The organism is Paraflavitalea devenefica (genome assembly GCF_011759375.1).
In the GTDB taxonomy this organism is placed as follows: domain Bacteria; phylum Bacteroidota; class Bacteroidia; order Chitinophagales; family Chitinophagaceae; genus Paraflavitalea; species Paraflavitalea devenefica.
On sequence record NZ_JAARML010000005.1, the window covers coordinates 510562 to 535317 of the forward strand.

General features: G+C 48.4%; 15 protein-coding genes. 10 read left to right on the forward strand and 5 right to left on the reverse strand.

The annotated features are described in order from the left end of the window. Positions 1-67 precede the first annotated feature (67 nt). On the forward strand, positions 68-1489 hold the full coding sequence (locus HB364_RS26825; protein WP_167291500.1) for a PA2928 family protein: 1422 nt from the start codon (positions 68-70) through the stop codon (positions 1487-1489). Between the two features lie 75 nt (positions 1490-1564). On the opposite strand, the gene HB364_RS26830 is transcribed toward HB364_RS26825, so the two are convergent. The 4 genes from HB364_RS26830 to HB364_RS26845 form a co-directional block, all read right to left on the reverse strand. Next, complete coding sequence (locus HB364_RS26830) at positions 1565-2083, reverse strand: GNAT family N-acetyltransferase (RefSeq protein WP_167291501.1); 519 nt, start codon at positions 2081-2083, stop codon at positions 1565-1567. Next, positions 2080-3261 (reverse strand): acetyl-CoA C-acyltransferase, encoded by a 1182-nt coding sequence (locus HB364_RS26835; RefSeq protein WP_167291502.1) that lies wholly within the window; start codon positions 3259-3261, stop codon positions 2080-2082. Before HB364_RS26835 ends, HB364_RS26830 begins: the two co-directional genes overlap by 4 nt. 66 nt (positions 3262-3327) lie before the next feature. Beyond that, entirely contained in the window at positions 3328-3834 is a 507-nt protein-coding gene (locus HB364_RS26840) for a GNAT family N-acetyltransferase (RefSeq protein WP_167291503.1), read from the reverse strand. A gap of 282 nt (positions 3835-4116) precedes the next feature. Beyond that, a complete protein-coding gene (locus tag HB364_RS26845) occupies positions 4117-4857 on the reverse strand; it encodes an SRPBCC family protein (protein ID WP_167291504.1) in 741 nt (246 codons plus the stop codon). A 164-nt stretch (positions 4858-5021) separates the two neighbouring features. Between HB364_RS26845 and HB364_RS26850 the strand changes: the two genes are divergently transcribed. Together HB364_RS26850 and HB364_RS26855 are read left to right on the forward strand one after the other, a co-directional pair. Then, positions 5022-6053 (forward strand): S41 family peptidase, encoded by a 1032-nt coding sequence (locus HB364_RS26850; protein ID WP_167291505.1) that lies wholly within the window; start codon positions 5022-5024, stop codon positions 6051-6053. Positions 6054-6293: 240 nt separating this feature from the next. After that, entirely contained in the window at positions 6294-6452 is a 159-nt protein-coding gene (locus HB364_RS26855) for a hypothetical protein (RefSeq protein ID WP_167291506.1), read from the forward strand. A gap of 51 nt (positions 6453-6503) precedes the next feature. On the opposite strand, the gene HB364_RS26860 is transcribed toward HB364_RS26855, so the two are convergent. Continuing rightward, on the reverse strand, positions 6504-6758 hold the full coding sequence (locus HB364_RS26860) for a hypothetical protein (RefSeq protein ID WP_167291507.1): 255 nt from the start codon (positions 6756-6758) through the stop codon (positions 6504-6506). Between the two features lie 100 nt (positions 6759-6858). Here HB364_RS26860 and HB364_RS26865 point away from each other — a divergent pair, with 100 nt between their 5' ends. From HB364_RS26865 to HB364_RS26895, 7 genes are all read left to right on the forward strand, one after another. Continuing rightward, a complete protein-coding gene (locus tag HB364_RS26865; protein WP_167291508.1) occupies positions 6859-9531 on the forward strand; it encodes a cation-translocating P-type ATPase in 2673 nt (890 codons plus the stop codon). A gap of 184 nt (positions 9532-9715) precedes the next feature. Further along, positions 9716-11464 carry a GMC family oxidoreductase gene (locus HB364_RS26870; RefSeq protein WP_167291509.1) on the forward strand — a complete coding sequence of 583 codons (1749 nt, stop codon included), beginning with the start codon at positions 9716-9718 and terminating at the stop codon, positions 11462-11464. Between the two features lie 38 nt (positions 11465-11502). Further along, positions 11503-12168, forward strand: a complete 666-nt coding sequence (locus HB364_RS26875; RefSeq protein WP_167291510.1) for a gluconate 2-dehydrogenase subunit 3 family protein — start codon at positions 11503-11505, stop codon at positions 12166-12168. Positions 12169-12874: 706 nt separating this feature from the next. After that, entirely contained in the window at positions 12875-13972 is a 1098-nt protein-coding gene (gene ychF / locus HB364_RS26880) for a redox-regulated ATPase YchF (protein WP_167291511.1), read from the forward strand. 334 nt (positions 13973-14306) lie between these two features. Further along, positions 14307-16670 (forward strand): GumC domain-containing protein, encoded by a 2364-nt coding sequence (locus HB364_RS26885; RefSeq protein WP_167291512.1) that lies wholly within the window; start codon positions 14307-14309, stop codon positions 16668-16670. Between the two features lies 1 nt (position 16671). Further along, complete coding sequence (locus HB364_RS26890) at positions 16672-17742, forward strand: hypothetical protein (RefSeq protein WP_167291513.1); 1071 nt, start codon at positions 16672-16674, stop codon at positions 17740-17742. A gap of 21 nt (positions 17743-17763) precedes the next feature. After that, the gene (locus HB364_RS26895; RefSeq protein WP_167291514.1) at positions 17764-24753 is read left to right on the forward strand and encodes a hypothetical protein; all 6990 of its coding nucleotides are present in this window, start codon (positions 17764-17766) and stop codon (positions 24751-24753) included. The last annotated feature ends 3 nt before the right edge of the window (positions 24754-24756 follow it).

Consider the following 24756-nt stretch of genomic DNA (forward strand, 5'->3'; position numbering starts at 1 on the left):
GTAGTGGCCAGGGCTGCGTACTTGCTTAAAAAGCCCCAACCACTTATTTTAGCGTAAACTTTGCAACATGCGAATAAGCCGCGTATTTGTAGGAGGATTCCTTTTTGTTGCCTTATTGGTGGTAGGATTCATCCTGCTTTTACGGAGTTGCCTGGCACGCTATGATGAACGCACCGCCCTGGCGCCGGTACTGTACTTTGAAAAAAATGGCAAAGCCGTACTCTTTAGTCTGGTGCAATATGATAAAACCAACAATTACTCCAGTCGCGGAGGGATTACCAGCAAATCTGTCAGCAGCAGTTACTTCATTCAGCAAAATGACCCGGTAAGCGGCGTTAGAACGGCTGAAGAAAAAGTTAAACACCACAGCGATATTAAATACCATCCGGTGGAAACAATGGGCGCTTCAAAAGAACTGGCCTGGGTATTTATAGGAGAACTAATGGCCTTTGATCCTTTTACCCTGGAAAAGAAAGCAGACATTGCCCTGCTGGAAAACAAAAACCCTGCCTTGAAGGGTCAGTTCCCGGAAGAAAGAAGGTTCTACCTGTTCAATGATGACGACCAGCAGGTATACTTTACAGCCAATGATGGCAGCAAATGGCAATTGAATACCACTACCCTGCTGGCAACGCCCACCCATTACGATCCGGAGAAAGCACCGCAGGACGCTGCTGTACAACAGGTAGAAAAGCTTCAACAACAGAACCGTGCCGCACAGGACTCCTTGTATAAAAATGAATATCCGGCCACCTTATATGCCAAAGGGCAGATCACGGAACAGGAATACCGCTGCCGGATGACCTTGTATGCGAGCCAGCAGAAGGATCTGTACAAACAACGGGATAGTTTGAATGATGTACTATCGGCCCTGCGCTCCCGGGCATTCCATGAACGGCAAAGGCAATCTGCCATCCGTAACCTGCAACGCGCAAGGCCATCCTATGCACAAACAAAGACGAACCAGGATACTATGGTCGGTAAATGGTATGGTTTGTATGCAGTGGAGGAATGGGATAAATTATACAACCGGGTGCAACATCAGTCCACCTATGATGAGACAGCCCGGGGCCAGCTATACCTCAGCACCTATACCCCTTCCCGCAATGGCGACCTGCTGATCGAAAAAGAACAGGCTACCCTATTATCCCCCTCTTCTTATTTCCTGCATGGCGGTTTTCTGCTGGATAAAACAACAGCCATGCCTATACGGCTTGCCGACCCGCGTGGTTACCTGGTGGTTTATAAAGATAAGATCGGCCGGGAAGGAAAGATAGTATTGAGCCGACTGAATGAGCAGGGAAAACCAGGCTGGACCTTTGCAACCGGACTTACAGAATGGATTGACTGGCGCTATACCGGAAAACAGTTGTTCATCCTGGGAGCAGATAACCGGGAGCTGAGCGGCACCCAGGCCAATGCACTCTTCTGTATAGACCTGACCACCGGCAAGGCCAACAGGTATGATTATTTTACTGACCGGAAATAATCATAATGTTGTAAAGTTGTCAGGCTTCCACTCCTGCACAGGAAAGCAGTGCTGTAAGACAGTCCGCGACTCTGTTTATAATTCTTTCTTCATGAGCCAGTCTGTTTGCGGATCATTGCCCAGGACGAAGATGTGCTGACCGAATTTCCGGAATCCCCATTTGGTATAAAAATCAATAGCCCGCTGGTTGTTCTCCCATACACCGAGCCATACTACTGCTTTCTTTTTCTCCCGGGCAATGGCCAGGCATTGTTGCATTAAGGCGGTGCCTACTCCTTTGCCGATGGTATGGGTAACTGCATAAATACGGCCAATTTCTATAGCAGGTGTTTCTCCCAGTTCAGGTGGATTGAGTGATTCACGCATACAGGCATACCCCACCACTTCTTCGCCTTGCATCGCCAGTAAAAAGATCGCGGAGGGGGCTGTTACTTCGGCCATCAATTTTTCGCGGGAGAACTGTTCATGCATGAACTTGTCCATATCCTCCTGCTTATTGTCGGCAGCAAAGGAATCGTAGAACGTTTGCCGGCTCAGGTCGGCAATCAATCCGGCATCCGCCGGTGTGGCAAACCTGATGGAAAGGGTACTCATAAACTGATCACCATGGCGCTGGCGCCTCCTCCTCCATTACAGATACCCGCAGCTCCATAACGGCCCTTATTTTGTTTGAGCACATTGATGAGGGTAATAATGATACGGGCCCCGCTGGCGCCCAGGGGGTGACCCAGACTTACTGCCCCGCCATGTACATTTACTTTGGCAGGATCGAGCTTCATGCGGCGTGTATTTTCAATGCCTACTACCGAGAAGGCTTCATTGAGTTCAAAATAATCTATCTGCTCCATGCCAAGACCAGCTTTGGCTACGGCCTTTGGCAAGGCAATGGCTGGCGTAGTGGTAAACCATTCCGGCGCCTGTTCAGCATCGGCATAGGATACGATCTTAGCCAATGGCTTTAATCCCAGCTCATCTGCTTTTTCCTTGCTCATCAATACCAGCGCCGCAGCACCGTCATTCATAGTAGAGGCATTGGCAGCAGTAACAGTACCGTCTTTCTGAAAAGCAGGCTTCAACTCAGGGATCTTATCAAATTTTACATTGAAGGGCTCTTCATCTTTGGCAAATAAAACAGGGTCGCCCTTGCGTTGCGGAATAGCTACCGGTACTGTCTCCTCATTGAATTTACCGGCGGTCCAGGCAGCCTGGCTGCGTTTATAGCTTTCTATGGCAAAGGCATCCTGCTCTTCGCGACTGATGCCACATTCCTTAGCACACAGTTCTGCCGCATTACCCATGGCTTTGCCATCATATACATCGGTAAGACCATCTTTGGCCAGGCCATCAATGAGCCCCGCATTGCCATATTTATTACCCCAGCGCATTTGCTCCACATAGAAAGGAACATTGCTCATACTTTCCATACCACCGGCTACCACAATATCTGCATCGCCCAGGGCAATACTTTGGGCGGCCATGGCAATAGACTTCATACCACTGGCGCAAACTTTATTAACAGTAGTACAATTCACTTCATTGGGCAGTCCGGCAAACTTAGCTGCCTGGCGGGCGGGCGCCTGTCCCAGGTTGGCCTGGATCACACATCCCATGTACACGTCCTGCACCTGTTCGGGTTTAATACCTGCCTTTTCCACGGCCGCTTTGATGGCAATTGCCCCTAACTGAGTGGCGCTGAAATCTTTAAGACCACCTCCAAAACTTCCGATAGGAGTACGTACAGCAGAGATAATATATACTTCGCGTTTGTTCATATAGCTGATCTTTTTAATAGAAATTGGTGAAGAATAAGGCTCAAACGGATGCAAAGATAACGATTGTTAGTTTAGTATCAACTCATACCGCTGTTCTGTTACCGGCCTGTTGAAAAGAGCTTCAGAGGGTTTTTCTTCTGCCAGCACAAAACCATGTCGTTTATACAAAGCGACAGCGGCGGGCAGTTCATTGATCGTCCACAGGTAAGAAGAAGTATAACCGGCCTGTTGCAGGAACTCCATGTACAATTCCATGAGCCTCTTCCCCAGCCCTATGCCCCGGTAGTCGGGGTGCAGGATAAAATAGCGCAACTGTGCTGCCGTGCCGCGGTGCATGAGCAGCAGGAAACCTACGATCTTATCCCGGTGCTCACAAACCCATACACGGTCTCGGGCAGGATCATACTGGTGATAAAATTCCAGCAGCCCTTCCGCCACATAACTTTCGAAAGCAATGCCCAACCGGTATTCCCGGCTGTATAGATAGCCATGCAGGTAAGTCACGTACCCTATATCACCAGGCTGTAAAGTGGTGCGGATATGAATGTCGCTGAGTTGAAGTGCAGGTTCCATATAATAATACTTATAGCATAAAGATAACGGTAACCGGTTGCGCCAGCCACCCGATACTTGCGATGTTGCAGAATATACCCAATAATGCAGGCATAGGCGTTTGCCGGTCATTGTATGGCATAAGAATTATGACTTCATTATAAACACAAGTGATATAAAAAAGAAACATTGCCATTAACAAGGCGCTATAATATTTCTTTCCCATCCGTCCCTTTTATATATGAGAAAGCTGATCACGTAACATGATCAGCTTTTCTTTTTATAGGTAAGCACGGACTAAAATCATTGTCGCAAGGCATCAAACTCTGCCGGCGTAGCCCCTTCTATGTACTCTTTGAACTGACGTATATCTCGTTCCACGATCTTTGCAAAAGCCGGGTTCAATATCTTAGCAATTGCCACGCCAATATCGCCTGCGGGTGGACGATAGGTGATGATTACCCGTACTTCTGTTCCTTCCTCTACATCCCTGAACTCTACCTTGCCTGCATTTTCAATAGCCGAACCGGCAATGGATTGCCAGCCGATCAATACGCCATATTCATCTTTTACGATCTCTGCATTCCAGCGTATCCTACCCAGGTTGGCGGGAATAATAGCTTCCCAGCGGGAATGTACCGGGTCTACTTCCCGTACACTGGTCAGGTGATGCATAAAGACAGGCAGGTTTTCCAGTTTGCGCCAGAAGCGATACACTTCATGGCGGGGTTTGTTTACAACCAGTGTAGTACGCACATTGATGGCGGGCGTACGCCGTACATTCCTGGTTTTGCCCAGGGCCGTATAGCCCGGACAATTACCTGAAGCGCCCCGGTATAACAGGAATCCGCCCAGCATGCCTTGCAACAGACTTTTTACCGGGTGTCTGGTAAAATGACGCACCCCATGACTAATCAGGACTACCCCTGTGGTGGCCGACAGCAACCGCTCGGGCCAGCTCACATTGATCACATTATTGCTTTTTATGGAATTGGGCAAAACCGGATCATCCAGCCAGCCCGTCATTGGATTATAGTCTTTCATAATGCTTTTTGGGGTAATTGGTTACCAAAATCCTGCCGGACAGTCAACCAATTATTTACCGGCAGTTATGGGGAATATGAGCAACAATTTGATACAGAAAGGATAACTATTGTTTTATCACCGGAATTTGTGGAAATTGAGTCGAATAGCATCATTGTTGGTTTATGCAGCGTATATTTTTCCTGTTCCTTTTTATAGCGTCCTTCAGTTATGGCCAGTCAGGCAGGGGCACGGCATCCGCTATGGCCACTACCCTGCTCTCGGGCCAGGACAGTGCCATGCATTTGTTCGAGCAGGCGCTGGAGCTGATGCAACGTAACGCGCTCCGCAAAGATGTAGACTGGGATTCGTTGGTAGTAGCAGCCCGCGGGCAGTTGTCTGAAGCTACTTCTATCCAGGATGCACATGCTGTGATCAACCAATGCCTGCAACGGGTGCAGGGCGCCCATAGTTTTGTAATGCCTTCCCGGCATGCAGCCCTGTACCATAATGATACGGCCCGGCTTAAACGCACCCCTGTATTGAAAGAACTGGTAGGCGCTATAGAATACAATATGGAAGATCAGGGCATTGGCTATATTGCCGTACCCTGGGTGAGCACTTCCGATCCCCTTGTTTGTACCCTGATTGCTGATAGCCTGCAATCACTTATTGGCCGGCTGGCGGCACAAGGTGCTACCCGCTGGATTATTGACCTGCGCAAAAACAGTGGCGGCAACTGCTGGCCCATGCTGGCAGGCATAGGCCCCTTGCTGGGCAATGGCGTATGCGGCTATTTTGTGCGGGATGCCCGTGTTACCAGCATCCGCTACCAGGATGGCGTAGCGCTGCACAACAATACACCGATGTGCAAAACCAGTAAATCAGTGACACTGGCCGATCACCAGCGGCAGCAAATGGTGGTGCTTACAGGTCCTAAAACCTCCAGCTCCGGGGAGATCCTGGCCCTGGCCTTTAAAGGCATGCCCCACGCCCGGCTGATGGGCGAACCTACAGCGGGCCTCACCACTGCCAATACTACTTATGATCTCTATGATGGCTCCACACTGGTATTGACCATTTGCCGCGAAGCTGACAGACATGGCAATATCTGCGAAGGCCGGATCGTACCCCACGATATTATTAAACCCGATCCCCTGCACAAAGAGGAAGACGTGGTAAAAAACAATGCCCTGATGTGGCTGCAGAGTTTGTAAATGAAGTCAGAAGTCTGACGTTTGAAGTCTGAGATTTGGATTCGGAACAATCTGAGACTGCATTTTCGGGCTTCTGACTTCAGACGTCAGACTTCAGGCTTCCAATTTCTTCGTAACTTTTAGGAAATTTAACCTATGGCGCAAAGCAGGCATCGTCACAAGCACGCGCATCATCATGCGCACCCTACTCATCCAACAACGGGACCAAAGCAATCAACACAGCGCAAAGCCGTAAAAATTATGATGATCTTTATGGGCGTATTGGGACTCTTTGTGGCGTATGTATCTGCAGGGCCCGATTTATTATGGCTTGTTGCAGGCGTGGTAGCTGGTGTAGCGGCAGGCTTTTTCGTAGGACGCAGTATGGACAATGCAGCGATAGCAAATAAAAAAAAGTGACACCCCCTTCACAAGGTATCACTTTCTTATAAACGATAGCAGGCAAGCATTTTAATTATCGAGAGAAGCGAAATAAAATCCTTCTTCGCTTAGCACATATTCGTTGGGTATAAAACGTAACAGCGATTCCCTCACCATTTCTTCTGCAGCCTGTTGATAGCGGGAGCCCACTTCCGGTGTTTTCAGGGCAAACTTCCAGCTTTGTATCTTTAGAATCGCAATTTTACTGGCATGAATCGTATGGTTTTCCAATAACCTGAATTTCTCTGCCAGGTAATCCTGGTCATTTTGGATGTTGGGGTTCATAGGGATTGAATGAGTGTTAATCAAATAGCCTAACCATTTAAATTAACGCCCGTTTAATATGAAAATTGTGCCCCGCCGGAGAAAATATAAAACCTTCATTATGAACAATGTTTCCACCTCCTGGTACAATCAATCAGCCGCCGAATTGTCAAAATTGCTGGAAGTTTCGGCCAATGGATTAGCAGCGCAGGAGGCGGCGGCCAGAAAGGAAAAATACGGCGCCAATACCCTCCCCCAGGCCAAAGCCAAGAGTATCTTTGTCATCTTCCTCACCCAGTTCCTCAGTCCACTCATCTATGTGTTGATCGGCGCCGGCATCCTGTCGGTCATAGCCGGGGAGACCAGTGATGCTATTTTTATCGCCGCTATTATTGTGATCAATGCTATCCTGGGTGCCTGGCAGGAATGGCAGGCTGAGAACAGCGCTGCTGCCCTGAAAAACCTGGTGACGGTAAAAGCAAAAATAAAACGGGATGGAAAAGTGCAGGAAGTAGCTGCAACAGACATTGTACCGGGCGATGTGGTATTGCTGGAATCTGGTGTGAAAGTACCGGCCGACCTCCGGCTGATAGAAGCTGAAGAACTCAGTGTGGAAGAAGCCCTGCTCACAGGCGAGTCGCAACCGGTGATCAAAACCACCGGTCCATTGCCTGACAAGGACCTGTCGCTGGGCGATCAAACCAATATGGCCTTTACCGCCACCACCGTGCTCAAGGGCCGCGGCTGGGGTTATGCAGTGGCTACTGCAAAAGATACCGAAATCGGTAAAATAGCGGGCTCGCTCTCCGAAGCCAAAGCAGAAAAGCCACCACTCCTGCAACGCATGGATGTTTTTTCCCGGAAGATCAGCCTTGCCGTAGTGGTCGTATGCGTGCTGCTGGGACTGATTGGCTGGTACCGGGGTATGCCGGCGATGGAGATATTTTTCCTGATGATCGCTGTAGGTGTATCAGCCATTCCCGAAGGATTACCGGTAGCGTTAACAGTAGCATTGTCTATCGGTACCCGCCGCATGGCCAAACGGAATGTGATCGTACGCAGGCTGCCTGCTGTGGAAGGGCTGGGCAGTTGTACTATGATCGCCTCCGATAAAACAGGTACGCTCACGATGGACCAACAATCTGTAAAAAAGATCGTGCTGCCGGAAGGACTTGTTTTTACAGTTACAGGTGAAGGGTATGATGGCGACGGCACGATCAAAGACAGCCAGGAGCAGGACATCGCAGCATTACCGGAAACCTTGCACCGGTTTATCCAGGCGGCGGTACTTTCCAATGAAGGCGTACTGAACAGGAATCGGGAGAAGTGGGAATATACAGGCGATGCAGTGGATGTAGCGCTGCTGGCAATAGCCTGGAAAGCCGGAAAGTCGCCGGACGATTTTAAAAAAGATATTGAGATAGTACAGATGGTGCCTTATGAATCAGAGAATAAGTTCTCAGGCATATACTACAAACACAATGGTGAGCTGTTCTTTGCCATGAAAGGCGCCCTGGAAATCGTGGCGAAGAAGCTACCTGAAGAAAACTACCAGCAGGCCCATGCAGCATCAGAGAAGATGGCGGCAGATGGTTACCGGGTATTGTCGTTTGCAGCAGGTAAAGTAACTGATACAACGCTGGAACAACTGCCCACCTTGCAATGGATCGGACTGGCCGGGTTGATAGATCCGTTAAGACCTGAGGCCATCAGCGCGGTGAAAGAATGCGGAGAAGCCGGTGTGTCGGTAGTGATGGTGACAGGTGATCACCCTGCTACTGCCCTGTTCATCGCCAAAGAACTGGGCATTGCAGAAAAGAAGGAGCAGGTAATCACGGGAAAAGAGTTGGGCGCCCTGGAACAACAGAACGGGGGGCGCATTGATGAACATTTAAAGAGTAAAAAGGTCTATGCCCGGGTCAATCCCCTGCAGAAAAAGCAGATCGTGGAGAGCATGAAAAACCAGGGGCATTTCGTAGCCGTTACCGGTGATGGCGCCAATGATGCACCAGCCTTGAAAGCAGCCCATATTGGCATTGCCATGGGCAGCGGGACCGACCTGGCCAAAGAAACCGCCTCCATTATTGTAACAGACAACAATTTTGCCTCCATCACCGCCGGCGTGGAAGAAGGACGCTTTACTTATGAGAACCTGCGTAAGATCATTTACCTGCTCATTTCAACCGGGGTGGCGGAAATATTACTGGTGGCTATCCCGCTGGTGATGGGCATGCCCATTCCTTTCCTGGCTGTACAGTTGTTGTGGCTCAACCTCGTAACAAACGGCATACAGGAAATTGCCCTGGCCTTTGAAAAAGGCGATCTGGCAGTTATGAAACAACCACCACGCAAGCCTGCGGAAAGCATTTTCGACAGGCTGATGTTGCAACAGGTTTTTACTTCCGCGGCTGTCATGACGGTGATCACTTTCAGCACCTGGTATTACCTGATCGAAATACAAGGGATGGAAGCTACCCACGCACGTACGGATGTGATGATGCTGATGGTACTGTTGCAGAATTTTCATGTGCTCAACTGCCGCTCCGAAATCCGGTCCTTATTTACCATCCCATTTTCCAATAATAAGCTGATCCTGGTAGGCGTGTTGCTGGCCCAGGGCGTGCATATCCTGGCGGCTTACATACCGGGCCTGAACAGCACCCTTCAACTGGAACCGGTGCGCATGAATGAATGGCTTATTTTGCTCGCCCTTGCGGGCAGTATTGTGCTGGTGATGGAGCTGTTTAAATGGATAAAGAGAAGGCATAAAGGCAACGAGGCAACAAGGCAGTAAGATAAGAAGTTTGTTTTTTGCTAAATGCTTATAGATAGGTATCTTGAGCCTTTGGAGGAGAAAACAGAATAGAAAGTTAAGAAAGCGCTTCCGTTTATAAAAAAGTGCCCCCTGTTTTGTTTGGAACCATCTAAAACTAATACATTTATGCCGCTTTTTTACACTAATTATTTAAACTTGCTATATGGGCGATCTGCAGATTAAAAAGAATGCAAAGCAGTATGATGTGGTGATTGTAGGTTCAGGCGCCGGCGGCGGTATGGCTACTTATATCCTGGCCAATGCAGGATTAAAAGTATGCCTTATAGAGGCGGGACCTATGTATGACCCCCGGACGAATGTCACGCAATTCAAGAACCCCTGGGATTCTCCCCGCCGTGGAGCCAGTACCAAATTCCGTCCTTTTGGAGATTTTGACGCCTGTTACTGGGGTTGGGAAATTGACGGAGAACCTTATACTAAAGCCAATGGCACCCAATGGGACTGGTGGCGCGCCCGTATGCTGGGTGGACGTACCAATCACTGGGGGCGCATCTCCCTCCGCTTTGGCCCCAAAGATTTTAAACGCAAAAGTATTGATGGCCTGGGTGAAGACTGGCCCATCGGGTATGAGGATATCAAACCTTTTTATGACCGTGTAGACAAACTGATTGGCGTATTTGGCACCAATGAAGGGCTGGAAAATGATCCCGATGGTATCTTCCTGCCGCCTCCCAAACCACGCCTGCATGAGCTGATGATCAAGAAAGCAGGAACTGCAGCTGGTGTGCCGGTAATCCCTTCCCGCTTGTCTATCCTTACCAAGGCGCTCCCGGGCAATAAGGACCGTGGGGAATGTATTTTCTGCGCCCAGTGCGGCAGGGCCTGCTCCTATGCCTATGCCGACTTCTCTTCTTCTTCTGTACTGATCAAACCCGCCCTGGCTACGGGCAATGTAGATGTTGTATGTGATGCTATGGCGCGTGAAGTACTGACCGACCGTGAAGGAAAAGCCACTGGTGTTTCTTATGTGAATAAGAATGATATGAATGAATACCAGGTGAATGGCCGCGTAGTGATCCTTGCTGCCAGCGCCTGTGAAAGTGCCCGTTTATTGCTGAACTCCAAATCGGCCCGCCACCCCAATGGACTGGCCAACAGCAGTGATGTAGTCGGTAAATACCTGCATGATTCCACCGGTACCGCCATGGGGGGCGTATTGCCACAGCTCTTTGGCCGCAAGCGGTACAATGAAGATGGCGTAGGCGGCATGCACGTATATTCTCCCTGGTGGGGCGATAATAAGAAACTCGATTTCCCCCGTGGTTACCATATTGAATACTGGGGAGGCATGGGCCAGCCTGCCTATGGCGTTGGCTGGGGCACTGAGGGTATGAATGGTAAGTTCGCTGTAAACGGACAAAAGAAAGAGGCCGGAGGTTATGGTAAATCGCTGAAAGAAGATATCCGTTTCTTCTATGGAGCAAGCGTTGGCATGGCAGGCCGTGGTGAAGCACTCTCTTTGGAAAGCAACTACTGCGCTATTGACCCCAATGTAGTAGACAAATACGGTATCCCTGTTTTGAAGTTCAACGTGAAGTGGTCTGACCATGAGATCAAACAGGTAAAGCACATGAAGGAAACCTTCCGCGAGATCATGCACAATATGGGTGCAGTCATTACCTGGGGCGATGATGGTACCGCCGAAAATAACTATGGCATCGATACACCGGGTAAGATCATTCATGAAGCTGGTACCGTACGGATGGGCAATGATGCCAAACGTGCGGCCCTCAACAAATGGAGCCAGGCGCATGATTGTAAGAACCTGTTCTGTGTGGATGGCGGTCAGTTTGTTTCACAGGCCGATAAAAATATCACCTGGACCATCCTGGCGCTTTCCATGAGAGCCAGTGAGTATATCATTGATGAAATGAAGAAACAGAATTTATAGAATACAGTATCCAGAATCCAGAATTCAGCATTAAACATATGGACAGAAGAAAATCCCTCAAGGCATTGGCATTAGGAACGCTTTCAGCAGGTGTATTGCTGGAAGCCTGTAAAGATGGCGATGCCGATAAAAAAGCCGCGGAGGCCAAAGCCGCCACGCCGGCATCAGCGATTGACCGTATGAAAGAGGAAGAGGCGCATTACAAAGCTGTTACCGCCCAAACCTTCTTCACACCGGCAGAAATGGCTACCATTACCATCCTGGGCGATATCATCATCCCGAAGGATGAGGTTAGCGGCAGCGCTTCTGATGCCAAGGTGCCCGAGTTTATTGAATTTATTGTGAAAGACATGCCGGAGCACCAGATACCCATGCGGGGTGGTCTGCGCTGGCTGGACATACAATGTCTGAAGCGCTATGAAAAAGCCTTCAAGGATTGCAGTCAGCAGCAGCAAATGGAAATGGTGGATGAGATCGCGTGGCCTGCCAAAGCCAAACCCGACATGGCGCAGGGTGTTGCTTTCTTCAACCTGATGCGCAACCTTACCGCCACCGGCTTTTATACTTCCGAGATCGGGGTAAAAGACATTGGCTATGCCGGCAACAAACCCAATAAATGGAATGGCGTGCCGGAAGATGTATTGAAACAATACAACCTGGCCTATACAGAGAAAGAAATAAAGGAGTGCGCCAGCTACACCTGATAAGACTTAGCTCGTAACAAAAAGTTCCCGGTAACTGCTCAGTGTGCCGGGATCTTTCTTTTTATCTACCGCCTAAAGGTTTCTTCTTATTCCGGTGTTAATAATCCGCTTGTTATTTCAAAAAATAAGCATCTGTTTGTACATTTGCGTCACGGAAAAAAGGAATTTAATCGTAGCGTATTACTGGCCAATCCTCTTTTATATACACCCGGTACAGTTAATCGTTGTTTCCATTAATATTATCCCCAGGGATATGGCTTTTATACAGGGTATTGTTATACCCGTGCCTACTCCCCCACCCGATGTAACTGTTGTTTAATCTGTTTCTGAAGAAGCATGATACGCTTTGCTTTTTGCCGGTAGTCTTTACACTGCTGTGGTGAGATCTTTTTCATTGATCAAAAAATAAAACTATGTGCCATAAAACTCATTATATTATTAGGTCATTATTTGTTTCTTTTATGTTATTATCCGCTACATTGGTGATGGGCCAGCAGGTCAATGATGGCATAAAAAGCCGGTAGCCCTGGTAAAATAGTGGCAGACGGTTTGGCAACCAATAAGAACAGGTCTGCTTTTTTACGAGTCCCCCTTGTGCTGCTGCATCAGTACCTGGGGGCTCGTTGTTTTTGGTTGTCAACCACTTATTTAAAGCCTCCAATATGGCCCTTTCAGCTTATCTTTGCGCGCTGAAAATTAAAATAATATGGCTTTACAAGCAGGTATCGTAGGACTGCCGAATGTAGGAAAATCAACATTGTTCAATGCGGTGAGCAATAGCGCCAAAGCACAGGCCAGCAATTACCGTTTTTGCACCATCGAGCCCAATGTGGGACTGGTAGATGTGCCCGATGCGCGGCTTGATAAGCTGGCCGAGCTGGTACTACCCAACCGTACCGTACCTACCCAGATAGAGATCGTAGACATTGCCGGACTGGTGCGTGGCGCCAGCAAAGGAGAAGGTCTGGGCAACCAGTTCCTGGGCAATATCCGCGAGGTGGACGCCATCATCCACGTGATCCGTTGTTTTGAAGATGATAATGTACTGCGCGATGAAGGCGCTATTAATCCCATCAGCGATAAAGAGATCATCGATACAGAACTGCAGTTGAAAGACCTGGACAGTGTGGAGCGTAAGATCGGCCGCGTGGAGAAAGCCGCCCGTACCGATCCCAAGATGAAGGCTGAACTGGATGTGCTGGTGCGTTGCAAAGAGTACCTGCAGCAGGGAAAGAGCATCCGCGCCCTGGGCCTCTCCAAAGAAGAGCGCGCTGCCATTGCTGACATGTTCCTGCTTACCGAAAAGCCGGTATTATATGTAGCCAATGTGGATGAAGCCTCCATGCACACCGGCAATAAATATTCCGAAGCATTGGCAAAAATGGCCAAAGAAGAAGGCGCCGGGATCATTATTATGAACAACAACATTGAAGCGCAGATCGCTGAAATGGAAGATCCTGCCGACCGCCAGTTGTTCATGGAAGAATACAAGATGACCGAGCCGGCCCTGAACCGCCTCATCACCTCAGCCTATAAACTGCTCAACCTGTATACCTATTTCACAGCCGGCGTACAGGAAGTGCGCGCCTGGACCATTCACCAGGGATGGAAAGCGCCACAGGCAGCCGGTGTGATCCATACCGACTTTGAAAAAGGCTTTATCAAAGCGGAAGTGATCGCTTACAATGACTTCGTTCAATATGGTTCAGAATCTGCCGCCCGCGAAGTAGGTAAGCTGCGCATTGAAGGCAAGGAATACATCGTGAAGGATGGCGATGTGATGCACTTTAGGTTTAACGTCTAAGCCGGTAAATAAAAAATGTCAGTAAGGAGGGCTTGGTGTAGCTGTTTAGGCGGCTGCGCTAAGCCCTCCTCGTTTATTTTACAGCCACCGACCGTATTTTCCGAAGTATATTGTTAAATATTTGTTAATAGCGCTTGTTATACCAGAATAATTAGATTTCTGTAAAAGTGTGATAACGCTATCTTATGTAAAAAAAAGTCATTCTTTCCCACGGCATAGCCGCGCTGCCTCCTGCCCGTCCCCCTCCTGCATCAAAAAATAATATCTTACTTTATATAGGTATGAGACTAACCGTTAGTATCATACTGTTGGGCCTAAACCAAAACCATTAACCTTGATCCTGCATGAGAAAATTGATTGGCCTATCCTGTGCCGGCATACCAGGCTGTGTGTGTTGCTATTGCTGGTATTTCTAAACGGCTATCCTCAATCCTCTTCTCCGGCCGGCATCACAGCTCCCATCAGCCGGCAAAACATAGACACGTTTCCCGATCCTCTTACCTTATACGATTCCATTAGCTGGCAGTACAGGGGTGCCTGTAAAGGACTTAACATAGCGTGGTATGTATTGCCGCCCGCCAAACAACCTGCACCACCTGTCACCAATACCAGCCTGCCAATAGTACCAGTGGCTTCCAAACGGGTTCCCTTATTAACTGTTCATGGCAATGTGCAGTATAACTTCCTGTACCGCTCATTTGTGGATACGCCCTTCTCTCAAAACAATTTTCAGCAGCATACCATCCAAACCTTTCTCACGATCACAGTGAAGGATAAGTATCCGCTTAAAGTGAACCTGTCTCAACGTATCAGCAACTCGCCTTATTTCAGGAACTTCTTAGACCTCCATGCACAATTCGACCGGTTTGCTTATCTGAGGAATGCCAGGCAGCAACTACTGGACCGCCTTGCGGGTATGCACGGGCAACGTCCCGATCTTGCCAAAGCTGAGAAAGCATTAAAGGAACTCATTGATCAATATAATGCGCTCAAAAGCAGGTTGAGCGGCGGGGATGTATTGCAACGGATCGTGGAAGAGCGGGAAAGGAACTATCACCGGCAAGCCCGGTCCCGTAGCGAAGGGCCACCCCTGGCTGCGTCAGGCATAGACCTGCCGGCTTTTGATCAGCAACAATTATACAAAATGGGAAGCCGGGTAAAAACAAAGCCAGCATCGCTTCAGCAGGCCGACAGCAGCTATACCCAATTTATTGATCAGCAAAAAAAAGAACTGGATAGCCTGCAACAAAAAATGGTGAGGCTTCAATCGTCTACAGACAGCCTGAGGAATGCCCTTAACAAAAGCCTTATCCAACTGAACCAACAGGTATACAAAGCTACTTCCCTGGCAGACCTGAACAGGATTGAAAGAGAGAATGGCCTGCAACGCGAAAAGCCCAAAGGCATAGATCGCTTTTTGACCAACCTGAAAAGCATTGGCATAGGCAGGTCGGTGGTCAACTATTCAGAACTCACTGCCTGGAATGTATCGCTAACCGGGTTTAATATGGAATACACCCCTGGTATCTATACAGCGATAGCGGCAGGCAAAATAGATTATGGCTTCCGGGACTTTCTGGGCAGGAACTCCCGGCAAAAAGGGCAAAACTTCCTGATGGGGCGTGTTGGCATCGGCAATATAGAAAAGAAAGCCCTCATCTTCTCGGCCTTTACCGGCAGGAAATACAATTATGGAAGCGTTATCTCCGACACCGTGTCCAGTTATGTAAACCTGGCCGGCTATTCGGTAGAAGCCATCTTTAAGAAAGATGAAAACACGGGCTTCAGCGCTGAGATAGCCAAGACTACCAAACCGGTGAGCGGTCCCTTGCGGAACAGTGATGGCATGAAAAGCCTGTGGCAGTTTAGCGATAATGCCAACCTTGGCATCAGCCTCAAAGGGCAAACGCTTATACCCAAAACCGGCACCCGCCTGAGCGGTCTATACCGGAAAACCGGTGAAAGCTTTCAATCCTTCAGCCTGTTTACCTACAACACCGATCAAACGGCGTGGTCGCTAAAGGCGGACCAGCCCTTCTTTAAAAATAGAGTAAGCATAGTGGGTATGCTGCGCAGGAATGATTTCATCAGTCCCTTTACGGAAAAGACATTTAAAACCAGCACTGTTTTTAAAAGCATACAGGTTAATGTACGTATCCCGAAATGGCCGGTAGTAAGCGCGGGTTACTATCCCGGCACACAACTGTACATCGTAGACAAAGAAAGGATCCGGGAAAACGCTTATTATATGTTTAATGGCTCCCTGTTATACCAGTATGCCGTTGGCAATACCAGGATGCTTTCTTCACTCATCTACAACAGGTATTCAGGTAAAGGGACCGACTCCGGCTTCATAGCGTATACGGGCGTCAGTTATATGGCATCCCACACCGTGCTATTCCATAAAGTGCAGTTACAAGGTGTGTATGTTTTTACCGACCAGGAGCAAATGCAGTTCTATACCCTCGAAGCCAACGCAGATTATTCACTGACCAATTGGCTGCAGACAGGAGCTGGTATTAAATACAACAAAATAGCAGGAGGAAAAGCATACAACGGAAGCCGTGGCAGCCTTTGCATTGACATTAAAAAACTGGGCGGCTTACGGTTGCAATACGAGAAGTCGTATTTGCCAACGATCTGGCAAACATTGTATCCTGTAGAAACAGGTACGGTATCATGGTTTAAATATTTCTGATATGAGCAAAAAACTGATCAACTTTTTATTCTTTTTTTCGCCGCTCCTAATGCAGGCGCAAATAACGGTGAATGTCATATTACCGCCGGCAGGCATGGTGCAAAAAGATCAGTTATGGAACCTGGCCCTGGTCAATAACTACAACACACAATTTGAGATCAACATCCTGTTCACGCTACAGGATGCAGTAACCGGTCAGTCAGTATTATCAGCCGGCACGAGGAGCATATCCCTGGGCAAAGGATTAAAAGTATTACAAGCCCGCGATGTGCAACCTGTTCAATACAACCATGCCGCAGCAGGGTTTACCGGCAACTTCCTCCCGCTGGGTTCTTACCTCGCCTGTTATACCATCAGCAGGATACAGGGTGATGGCACAGAAACATTAGCCAATGAATGTGTGCGCCTCAACATCAGTCCCTTAAGCCCGCCCCTGCTGAATACGCCTGCGGATAAATCGGTCATCAACTCCACCTATCCGCAATTTACCTGGCTGCCTCCTACCCCGCTTGATATGTTTGACAACCTGCAGTATGATATCAGTGTGGCAGAAGTGATGCCTGGTCAGTCCCCTGCCGAAGCCATCCTGTACAATACACCCAAATATGTATCGGGCCGCCTGAAACTGCCGTATGAAAGTTATCCTTCTACTTATACAAAGCTGGAAGCGGGTAAAACCTATTCCTGGCAGGTCACTGCCAGGAACGGCGATTCCTATGCGGCTGCTACGGAAGTGTGGACATTTAGGGTAGTCAATGATTCGGTTCAGCAAACAACGGCAGTGGCCAGTTATATCCAGTTGAAAAATAAACAGGAACGTTCCGGCATCAACTATATAACCGGTAAAGAACTGCACATCAAATACTATGCTTACGATCCCAACAGAACAACAGCTATAAGGATACTGGATAGGAATAAAGCAGTATTACTGGAGCAAAAGCGCGACCTGGTATATGGAGACAATTTCATCAGCCTCAAACTGGATAACAGGTTCCACAAGGGACAGGTATACCAGGTAGAAATAACCGACTTAAACAACAATACTTATACAGCGGCATTCGGCATACAATAACCACCCCTAACCGGATTCATTATGATTCAATTACTGGCAGCAAAATACAACAGGCATATTGCCTATATCCTTCTCCTGATCTTTATGAGCAGCCTGGCTCCTGTATATGGGAATGTTGGCGTTAGCAGGAGGCCGTATAATACTAACAGGATCACTGATAAAAAGAGGGTCGTCAATAAGGTGCACGTGTTCGGCCCTTCGGCAATGCCCGGGCCGGTAACAACGCGAAAAGGTAGTGCGCCGCACAAACAGACAACGCCTGGCGTGATAACAGCTATTAAAAGCGCGGATATCGGCGGACCCAGCCAACCCGAAATGTCGTCCTTCCAGGCTGCCGGCGCCGGTAATATGGTAAACCTTTTTACGGGTGATTTCAGTTATAATATTCCCCTGCTGGATGTAGGCGGCTACCCGGTGAACATCTTTTACGATGGTTCAGTGAGTATGGAACAGGAGGCAAGCTGGGTGGGGCTCGGGTGGAACATCAACCCCGGCAACATCAACCGGAATATGCGGGGCGTGCCGGATGATTTTAACGGCAAGGATACCCTGATACAGATACAGCAAATGAAACCCAATAAAACCTGGGGCGTGAACCTGGCCGGGGATATCGAAATAGTCGGATTAAAAACCATGCCCGATTGGTTGTCCGTTTCCATAGGGGCCAGCCTCGGACTTTCAGTCAATAACTATCTCGGGCCAGCCCTTGACTTTGGACTAAAGGGAGGCGTAGGCATCAAGATCGCCGGAAAAGCAAAGGCCGAGAAAAGTGGCGATTCTACAGCGTCGCTGAAAATTGGCGCCGGCATAGGCGCTAATGTTAATTCCCGGGCGGGGTTTACCCTCTCGCCCAATGTGTCGTTGACGGCAACGCATTTTGTCAACAACGGGAAACTTACCAATGGGTTATCATTGGGTACCAGTTATAATTCACGGAATGGTATCAAGGCTTTACAGATCAGTGAGCAAATGAGCTTTAACGCAAAGGAACCGAAAGGAACATTGAAAATGAGCAAAGATAAACTGAGCGGCTGGACCACGACGAGAGACCACTCTTCTTCGCTTAGTGCATCATTGGCCAGCACCTCCATCAGCTTTACCAAACCCAGCTATATCCCGGCTCTTCGTATGCCGTTGACTAACCAGGCCTGGTCGGGACACTTCCAGTTGGGTGGAGCCATATGGGGCCTGTATGGTTCAGCGGAAATAGAAGTATACGGGCAGTCATCCTCCGTAGCCGCAGGGGATGTAACGCAAAGAAAGCCCATGGTGGGTTACCTGTATTATGAAAATGCGCAGGGTAATCCGGCGGCCGTCATGGACTTTACCCGGCTGAACGATAAAGAGGTGACTTCTGTTACGCCGATCATCTCTGCGCCTCAATACAGCTATGATGTTTTTTCTATCCAGGGCGAAGGCACGGGCGGTTCTATCAGGGCCTACCGCAACGACCATGGTTATGTGCGCGACAACTATACCGGTTCAAAAGATAAGAGCCTCAGCTTCGGGCTGGATATCGGCATACCCGGTCATATTGGCGTCAACTTCAATACCATTAAAACACCTACCACCATTGGAGAATGGGACCAAGGCAACCTGCTGAGGGCAGGCCTGGGCTTCAAAAAAAGTGACACTACCTGGGAAAATGTGTATTTCCGCAATCCCGGGGAGATCAGCGTACTGCACGACCAGCAATTCAATAAAGTAGGTGGAACAGACCTCGTACGGTTTCGCCTCGGTGGTACCAAGGTCAACCCCACCGTAGAACCGGTATTGGAACGGTTCTCTGCCGACAACAAACTGACCGGCACCCTGAATATGGTAGCCACCGCAGAACCGGCAGAACGCAAGAAAAGAACACAGGTGACCAGTTTTTTAACAGCCTTTGACGCTTCCAAAGTGGGGCTCGATACCGCCATAAAGAATTACGACAACCAGAATATCCTCGATGCCTCAAAGAACCTTGTCTTTACCAATATTCCCAGGGTAGGTGGCTACCGGAAGGCACATCATCTATCACAGATCAATGTTACAGAAACCGATGGCAAAAGATACGTGTATGGTATCCCGGTATATAATATCCGGCAGAAAGACTTTACGTTCTCTATAGATGGAGAAACGGCGGAAGACCTGATCCCTTTTAACCCAGCCGATGCCACGCCCCAATCGGGCCTGCTGGGGTCAGGCAGTAACGTGGATGGCTTCCTGCAGATTACGGAAACGCCGGCCTACGCCCACTCCTTTTTATTGTCGGGATTACTGTCGCCAGACTATGTAGATGTTACCGGCAATGGCATTACCGAAGATGACCTGGGCGGCGCAGTAAAATTCAATTACACAAAGATCAATGGAGTACATAAATGGCGTACGCCGCTGACCTCCGACCGGAAAGCCAATTTTAATTCGGGCAATCTTACCTATAAGAAGGACAACAAGGGCATTGTGTCGTATGGCGAACGGGAATCCTGGTACCTGCATTCGCTGGAATCAAAAAGTATGATCGCCTTTTTCATCCTGGGCGACCGGGCCGACGGGAAAGGAGCATTGGATTCTTTGCAGGGCATTAATTACAGCGACGCTTCCATGAAGCGGCTTGCCAGGATTGACCTGTACAATAAAGCTGATTTGAAGAAGAATGGATTACAGAATGCCAGACCAGTAAAATCTGTTCACTTTCAATACAGCTACCGGCTTTGCGCCAATACACCCGCCAATAATAACAGCTACAGTGAAACCATTGACGGTTATGAAGTGAATACCAAAAAAGGAAAGCTGACCCTCGACAAGATCTATTTCACCTTCAATGGACAGTCAAGGGCCAACAAGAATCAATATGTATTTTATTATGGCTCCGATACCTCCGGGCCTAATAATCCTGCTTATGAATTCAATGCGTCAGACCGCTGGGGCAGCTACAAGCCCAGGAGCATGAACCCTGACAATATGAAGAATGCCGATTATCCCTACGCTATCCAGCCAAAGACGGAAGCTGCCACCCAGCAGGTACAGCAGCAGGCGGGCGCCTGGGCATTGAAAAAAATACTGTTGCCATCCGGCAGCCAGTTAGAAGTACAATATGAAAGTGATGACTATGCTTTTGTGCAGAACCGCCGGGCTACCGCCATGATGGAGATTGTAGGATTTGGCAAAGACAATATCCCCATGACGAATAAACTGTACGATACTTACTGGCCTACTACACCGGGCAGTAATGGGCTGGCCGGACTTACCGATAATGACCGGGTATATGTAAAGGTGCCCGCTGCCTGCAGCACCAGGACTGAAGTGTATGAAAAATACCTGCGCACGATAATACCGCAGCAAGTCAGTCAACTGGCTTTTAAGCTGGCCGTGAACATGCCGAAAGGTGTGGAATATGTGACTTCGTATGCTACGGTAGCCGACTATGGTGTAGTGAATACCAGTGATACAATATGGATACAATTAAACCCCATCGAGGGTATCAGTCCTTTATCGTTAACAGCCGTCGAATACCTGCGGGAACAACTGCCGGGCCAGGCCTTCCCTGGTTATGATGTTTCGGAAAGTTCAGGTATGGCGCAGATAGGCGATATGTTGGCCGGTATGCTGGATGCCTTAAAGAGCGCCTTCAAAGATCCGTTCAAGCACCTGCGTTCGAAAGGACTGGCGCAATCCGTTGTATTGGCCCGGTCGTTCGTGCGGCTCAATGATCCCGATGGACGCAAGTATGGCGGTGGCAACCGGGTGAGGAAAGTGGTATTAAAGGATAACTGGGACAAGATGACCAATCAATATGGTTCTACGTATGGCCAGGAATATGATTATTCGACCACGGAAACGTTCCTCGGACAAACAAGGACCGTCAGCAGCGGCGTGGCTTCTTACGAGCCAGGTATCGGGGGGGAAGAAAATCCTTTCCAATCCATTGTGCAGGTAGCCAATAAACTGCCCCTGGGCCCTACTTCCTATGGCGCCATTGAAATGCCTGTATTGGACGCTTTCTTTCCCTCGCCCATAGTAGGATACAGTAAGGTTACTGTACGGTCACTCAATAAGGGAGTGCCTGCCGCCCAAAAGAAATCACGCTCAGGCGTTGGCAGGCAGGTCACGGAGTTTTATACCGCCAAAGATTTCCCCGTCTATTACAACCATACCCCTTTTGATCCTTCCGTAGATAAGCAAACGCACACCGGCTCCTATAATGCGTTTTTTTACAAGCGGGCCTTCGATAGCCGGGCCCTCTCGCAGGGATTTATTGTGGCTACCAATGATATGCATGGAAAAATGAAATCCCAGTCGTCGTATGCAGAGAATGATTCCACAACAAGAATTAACTACACCGAAAACTTTTACCGCAATACCGGCAGCAAAGGATTGAATGAAAAATTTGACTTTGTCTACAACAACCTGGGCGGCGAAGTAAAGCAGGGCAATATGGGTATTGATGTTGAACTGATGACAGATACCCGTGAGTTCACTGTCAAAAGCTCCAGTCTCGAAATACAGGTGCAGGTAGACCTCTTCCCCGTCATCTTCCCTTTCTGGCTGCCCTTCATCTGGCCGGTTTTCGGCAACAGTGAAAATACCTACCGGGCAGTGACCACCACCAAAGTGATCAGCTATCATGCTATCCTGGACAGTGTCATGGTGATTGACAAAGGCAGCCAGGTATCTACTAAGAACCTGGTCTATGATGCAGAGACAGGCATATTGATCGTGAGCCGCACCAACAATGAATTTGACAAACCCATTTATACCACCAATTATCCCGCCTATTGGGCATACAGTGGCATGGGGCCGGCTTATAAAAACATTGATGCTATTTATGCTCAGGTATATTTCATTGATGGGAAAATTACCAGTGGAAATGTTCCGTTATCAGCCATTGAAAGCGGTGATGAATTATTTATTATAGATCCCGGTTCAGCGCCAACGGAATGCTCAGGCCGTCCTGTTTCTCCCGATTCAATAAAACATGTATGGGCATTAGACAAGAAAAAGAATAGCCAGTCGCTTACCTCCACCGATCCAGACTACATATTCATTGACAAAGAAGGGGAAATTTATACACGCAATAATGTAACGTTTCGCATAATACGCAGCGGTAAACGCAATTTGTTGGCTGCCTCTCTGGCGGGTGTTACACAAATGAGCAATCCGGTGGATCCTACTACGCATAAGCTGCTGGTGAATAATAATAGCAAAGTGATCAATGCATCGGCACTGGAATACCGGGAAAAATGGCAAACGGATAATAATGTGATCCGGAAGATCAATATACAATATGATCCATACACCTGTATTGGCACAGAAGTGATTGATTGCAATGGCTACCTGGAGAAGCGGATCAATCCCTACCGCAAAGGGTTTATAGGTAATTTCAGGCCGCACAGAAGCCTGGTGTTTTATGGCAGCAGAATGGGAACCACTCCGGGCACAGCTACCAATCTGCCTGACAATGGGTTCCTGAACGGGTTTAAACTATACTGGGATTTTGACGCCTATAAAAACCTAATTCCTGATGTAAGCAACACACAATGGGTATGGAACAGTGAAGTCACACGCTTCAATGCCAGGGGCATGGAGCTGGAGACCAAAGACGCCCTGAATATTTACTCAGCAGCACAATATGGGTATGACAAGACTTTGCCGGTGGCCGTTGCCAATAATGGCCGCTATCATGAAATAGCTTATGAAGGGTTTGAAGATAGTGCCTACTCAGCAACATTGAATCCTGTTTCAACGAATCCATGTATACAAAAACATATTGATTTTACAGGGATCGCTAACACCCAGATCATCAATACAACCCAGGCTGGATTTGAGGCGCATACCGGGAAATATATGCTGGGAGTAAATCACAATAGTACAGCCTCCAAAACAATTCCTGTTAAGAGCACTGTAACCGACAGCTTTACCTTACTTTTTGGAGCAGATGTGGTAAGTACATTATTTGCCACGGGCGGAACACTTACACAGGTATCCGCCCTGCCCGCCAATGCTCCCCAGTTTCCCATGCAATTTTCAACTTCCAACCTGGGCATGTCTTTATCAACCGGCGCTCATAACGTAGTAGGTCAAATTGCAGGAAGTACGACCCATTACTATCTGCTATATAAAACAATACAATACACAAAAATCACAACTCCCGGCACCTATACCCTTTCATTGTCCACTTTTCAAACCAATGCTGAGATCTCGCCACCGGATGTTTTTGACATGAGCGCCATTTCTATTACCATCAAAAAATCAGACAGTACGACCGTTGGATCTTTTACAACTTACAGCACCAATTCCCCGCTGTCCACTGGCGTGTTTCTGACCTGTGACACCTATATTATTGAAACCTTGTGCAGCGTAGATATTCAAAAAACATACACCGGTGTTACAGGATTTAAAACTCTCAATGCCGGCTTCAATTATTCATTAAATACAGGGACTATCAGTTACATGACCCTGGCAACACAGGAAGGCTGTGATTACACCACTCCTATCAAAGCAACCGATTCCATGCTGAATCCCACCTTCAGTCTCCCTTCAGGCAAAAAAATGCTCTTCAGCTCCTGGGTAAAAGAATCCTGCGGTAATCCGGCCAATGGAACCCCCTGCAATAAGAGTACTTATACAGACAACTCGGTGAAGCTGCAATTCAACGATGCCGGTACTTCAACCGATGTGACATTGACACCCTCCGGCCCCATTATTGACGGCTGGCAACGCATAGAAGGGGAATTCCTCGTGCCGGCCGGCGCCACTACCATGAACCTGAGCTTTATTAACAATGCGGCAGGAACTGCCTGGTACGATGACATCCGCATGCATCCCTACAACGCCAATATGAAGAGCTATGTATACGACCCGGTAAACCTACGACTGACGGCCGAGCTGGATCCCAACAACTATGCTACTTTCTATGAGTATGATGCGGAAGGCGGATTGATCCGTACCAAGGTGGAAACCAAAGAAGGGATCAAGACCATACAGGAAACGAGAAGCTTTAAGCAAAAGAATGTAACAACTATTCAATAACAG

Coding starts and splice junctions, on each gene's coding strand:
- HB364_RS26825 (WP_167291500.1), top strand. CDS start 68: ATGCGAATAAGCCGCGTATTTGTAGGAGGATTCCTTTTTGTTGCCTTA.
- HB364_RS26830 (WP_167291501.1), bottom strand. CDS start 2,083: ATGAGTACCCTTTCCATCAGGTTTGCCACACCGGCGGATGCCGGATTG.
- HB364_RS26835 (WP_167291502.1), bottom strand. CDS start 3,261: ATGAACAAACGCGAAGTATATATTATCTCTGCTGTACGTACTCCTATC.
- HB364_RS26840 (WP_167291503.1), bottom strand. CDS start 3,834: ATGGAACCTGCACTTCAACTCAGCGACATTCATATCCGCACCACTTTA.
- HB364_RS26845 (WP_167291504.1), bottom strand. CDS start 4,857: ATGAAAGACTATAATCCAATGACGGGCTGGCTGGATGATCCGGTTTTG.
- HB364_RS26850 (WP_167291505.1), top strand. CDS start 5,022: ATGCAGCGTATATTTTTCCTGTTCCTTTTTATAGCGTCCTTCAGTTAT.
- HB364_RS26855 (WP_167291506.1), top strand. CDS start 6,294: ATGATGATCTTTATGGGCGTATTGGGACTCTTTGTGGCGTATGTATCT.
- HB364_RS26860 (WP_167291507.1), bottom strand. CDS start 6,758: ATGAACCCCAACATCCAAAATGACCAGGATTACCTGGCAGAGAAATTC.
- HB364_RS26865 (WP_167291508.1), top strand. CDS start 6,859: ATGAACAATGTTTCCACCTCCTGGTACAATCAATCAGCCGCCGAATTG.
- HB364_RS26870 (WP_167291509.1), top strand. CDS start 9,716: ATGGGCGATCTGCAGATTAAAAAGAATGCAAAGCAGTATGATGTGGTG.
- HB364_RS26875 (WP_167291510.1), top strand. CDS start 11,503: ATGGACAGAAGAAAATCCCTCAAGGCATTGGCATTAGGAACGCTTTCA.
- ychF (WP_167291511.1), top strand. CDS start 12,875: ATGGCTTTACAAGCAGGTATCGTAGGACTGCCGAATGTAGGAAAATCA.
- HB364_RS26890 (WP_167291513.1), top strand. CDS start 16,672: ATGAGCAAAAAACTGATCAACTTTTTATTCTTTTTTTCGCCGCTCCTA.
- HB364_RS26895 (WP_167291514.1), top strand. CDS start 17,764: ATGATTCAATTACTGGCAGCAAAATACAACAGGCATATTGCCTATATC.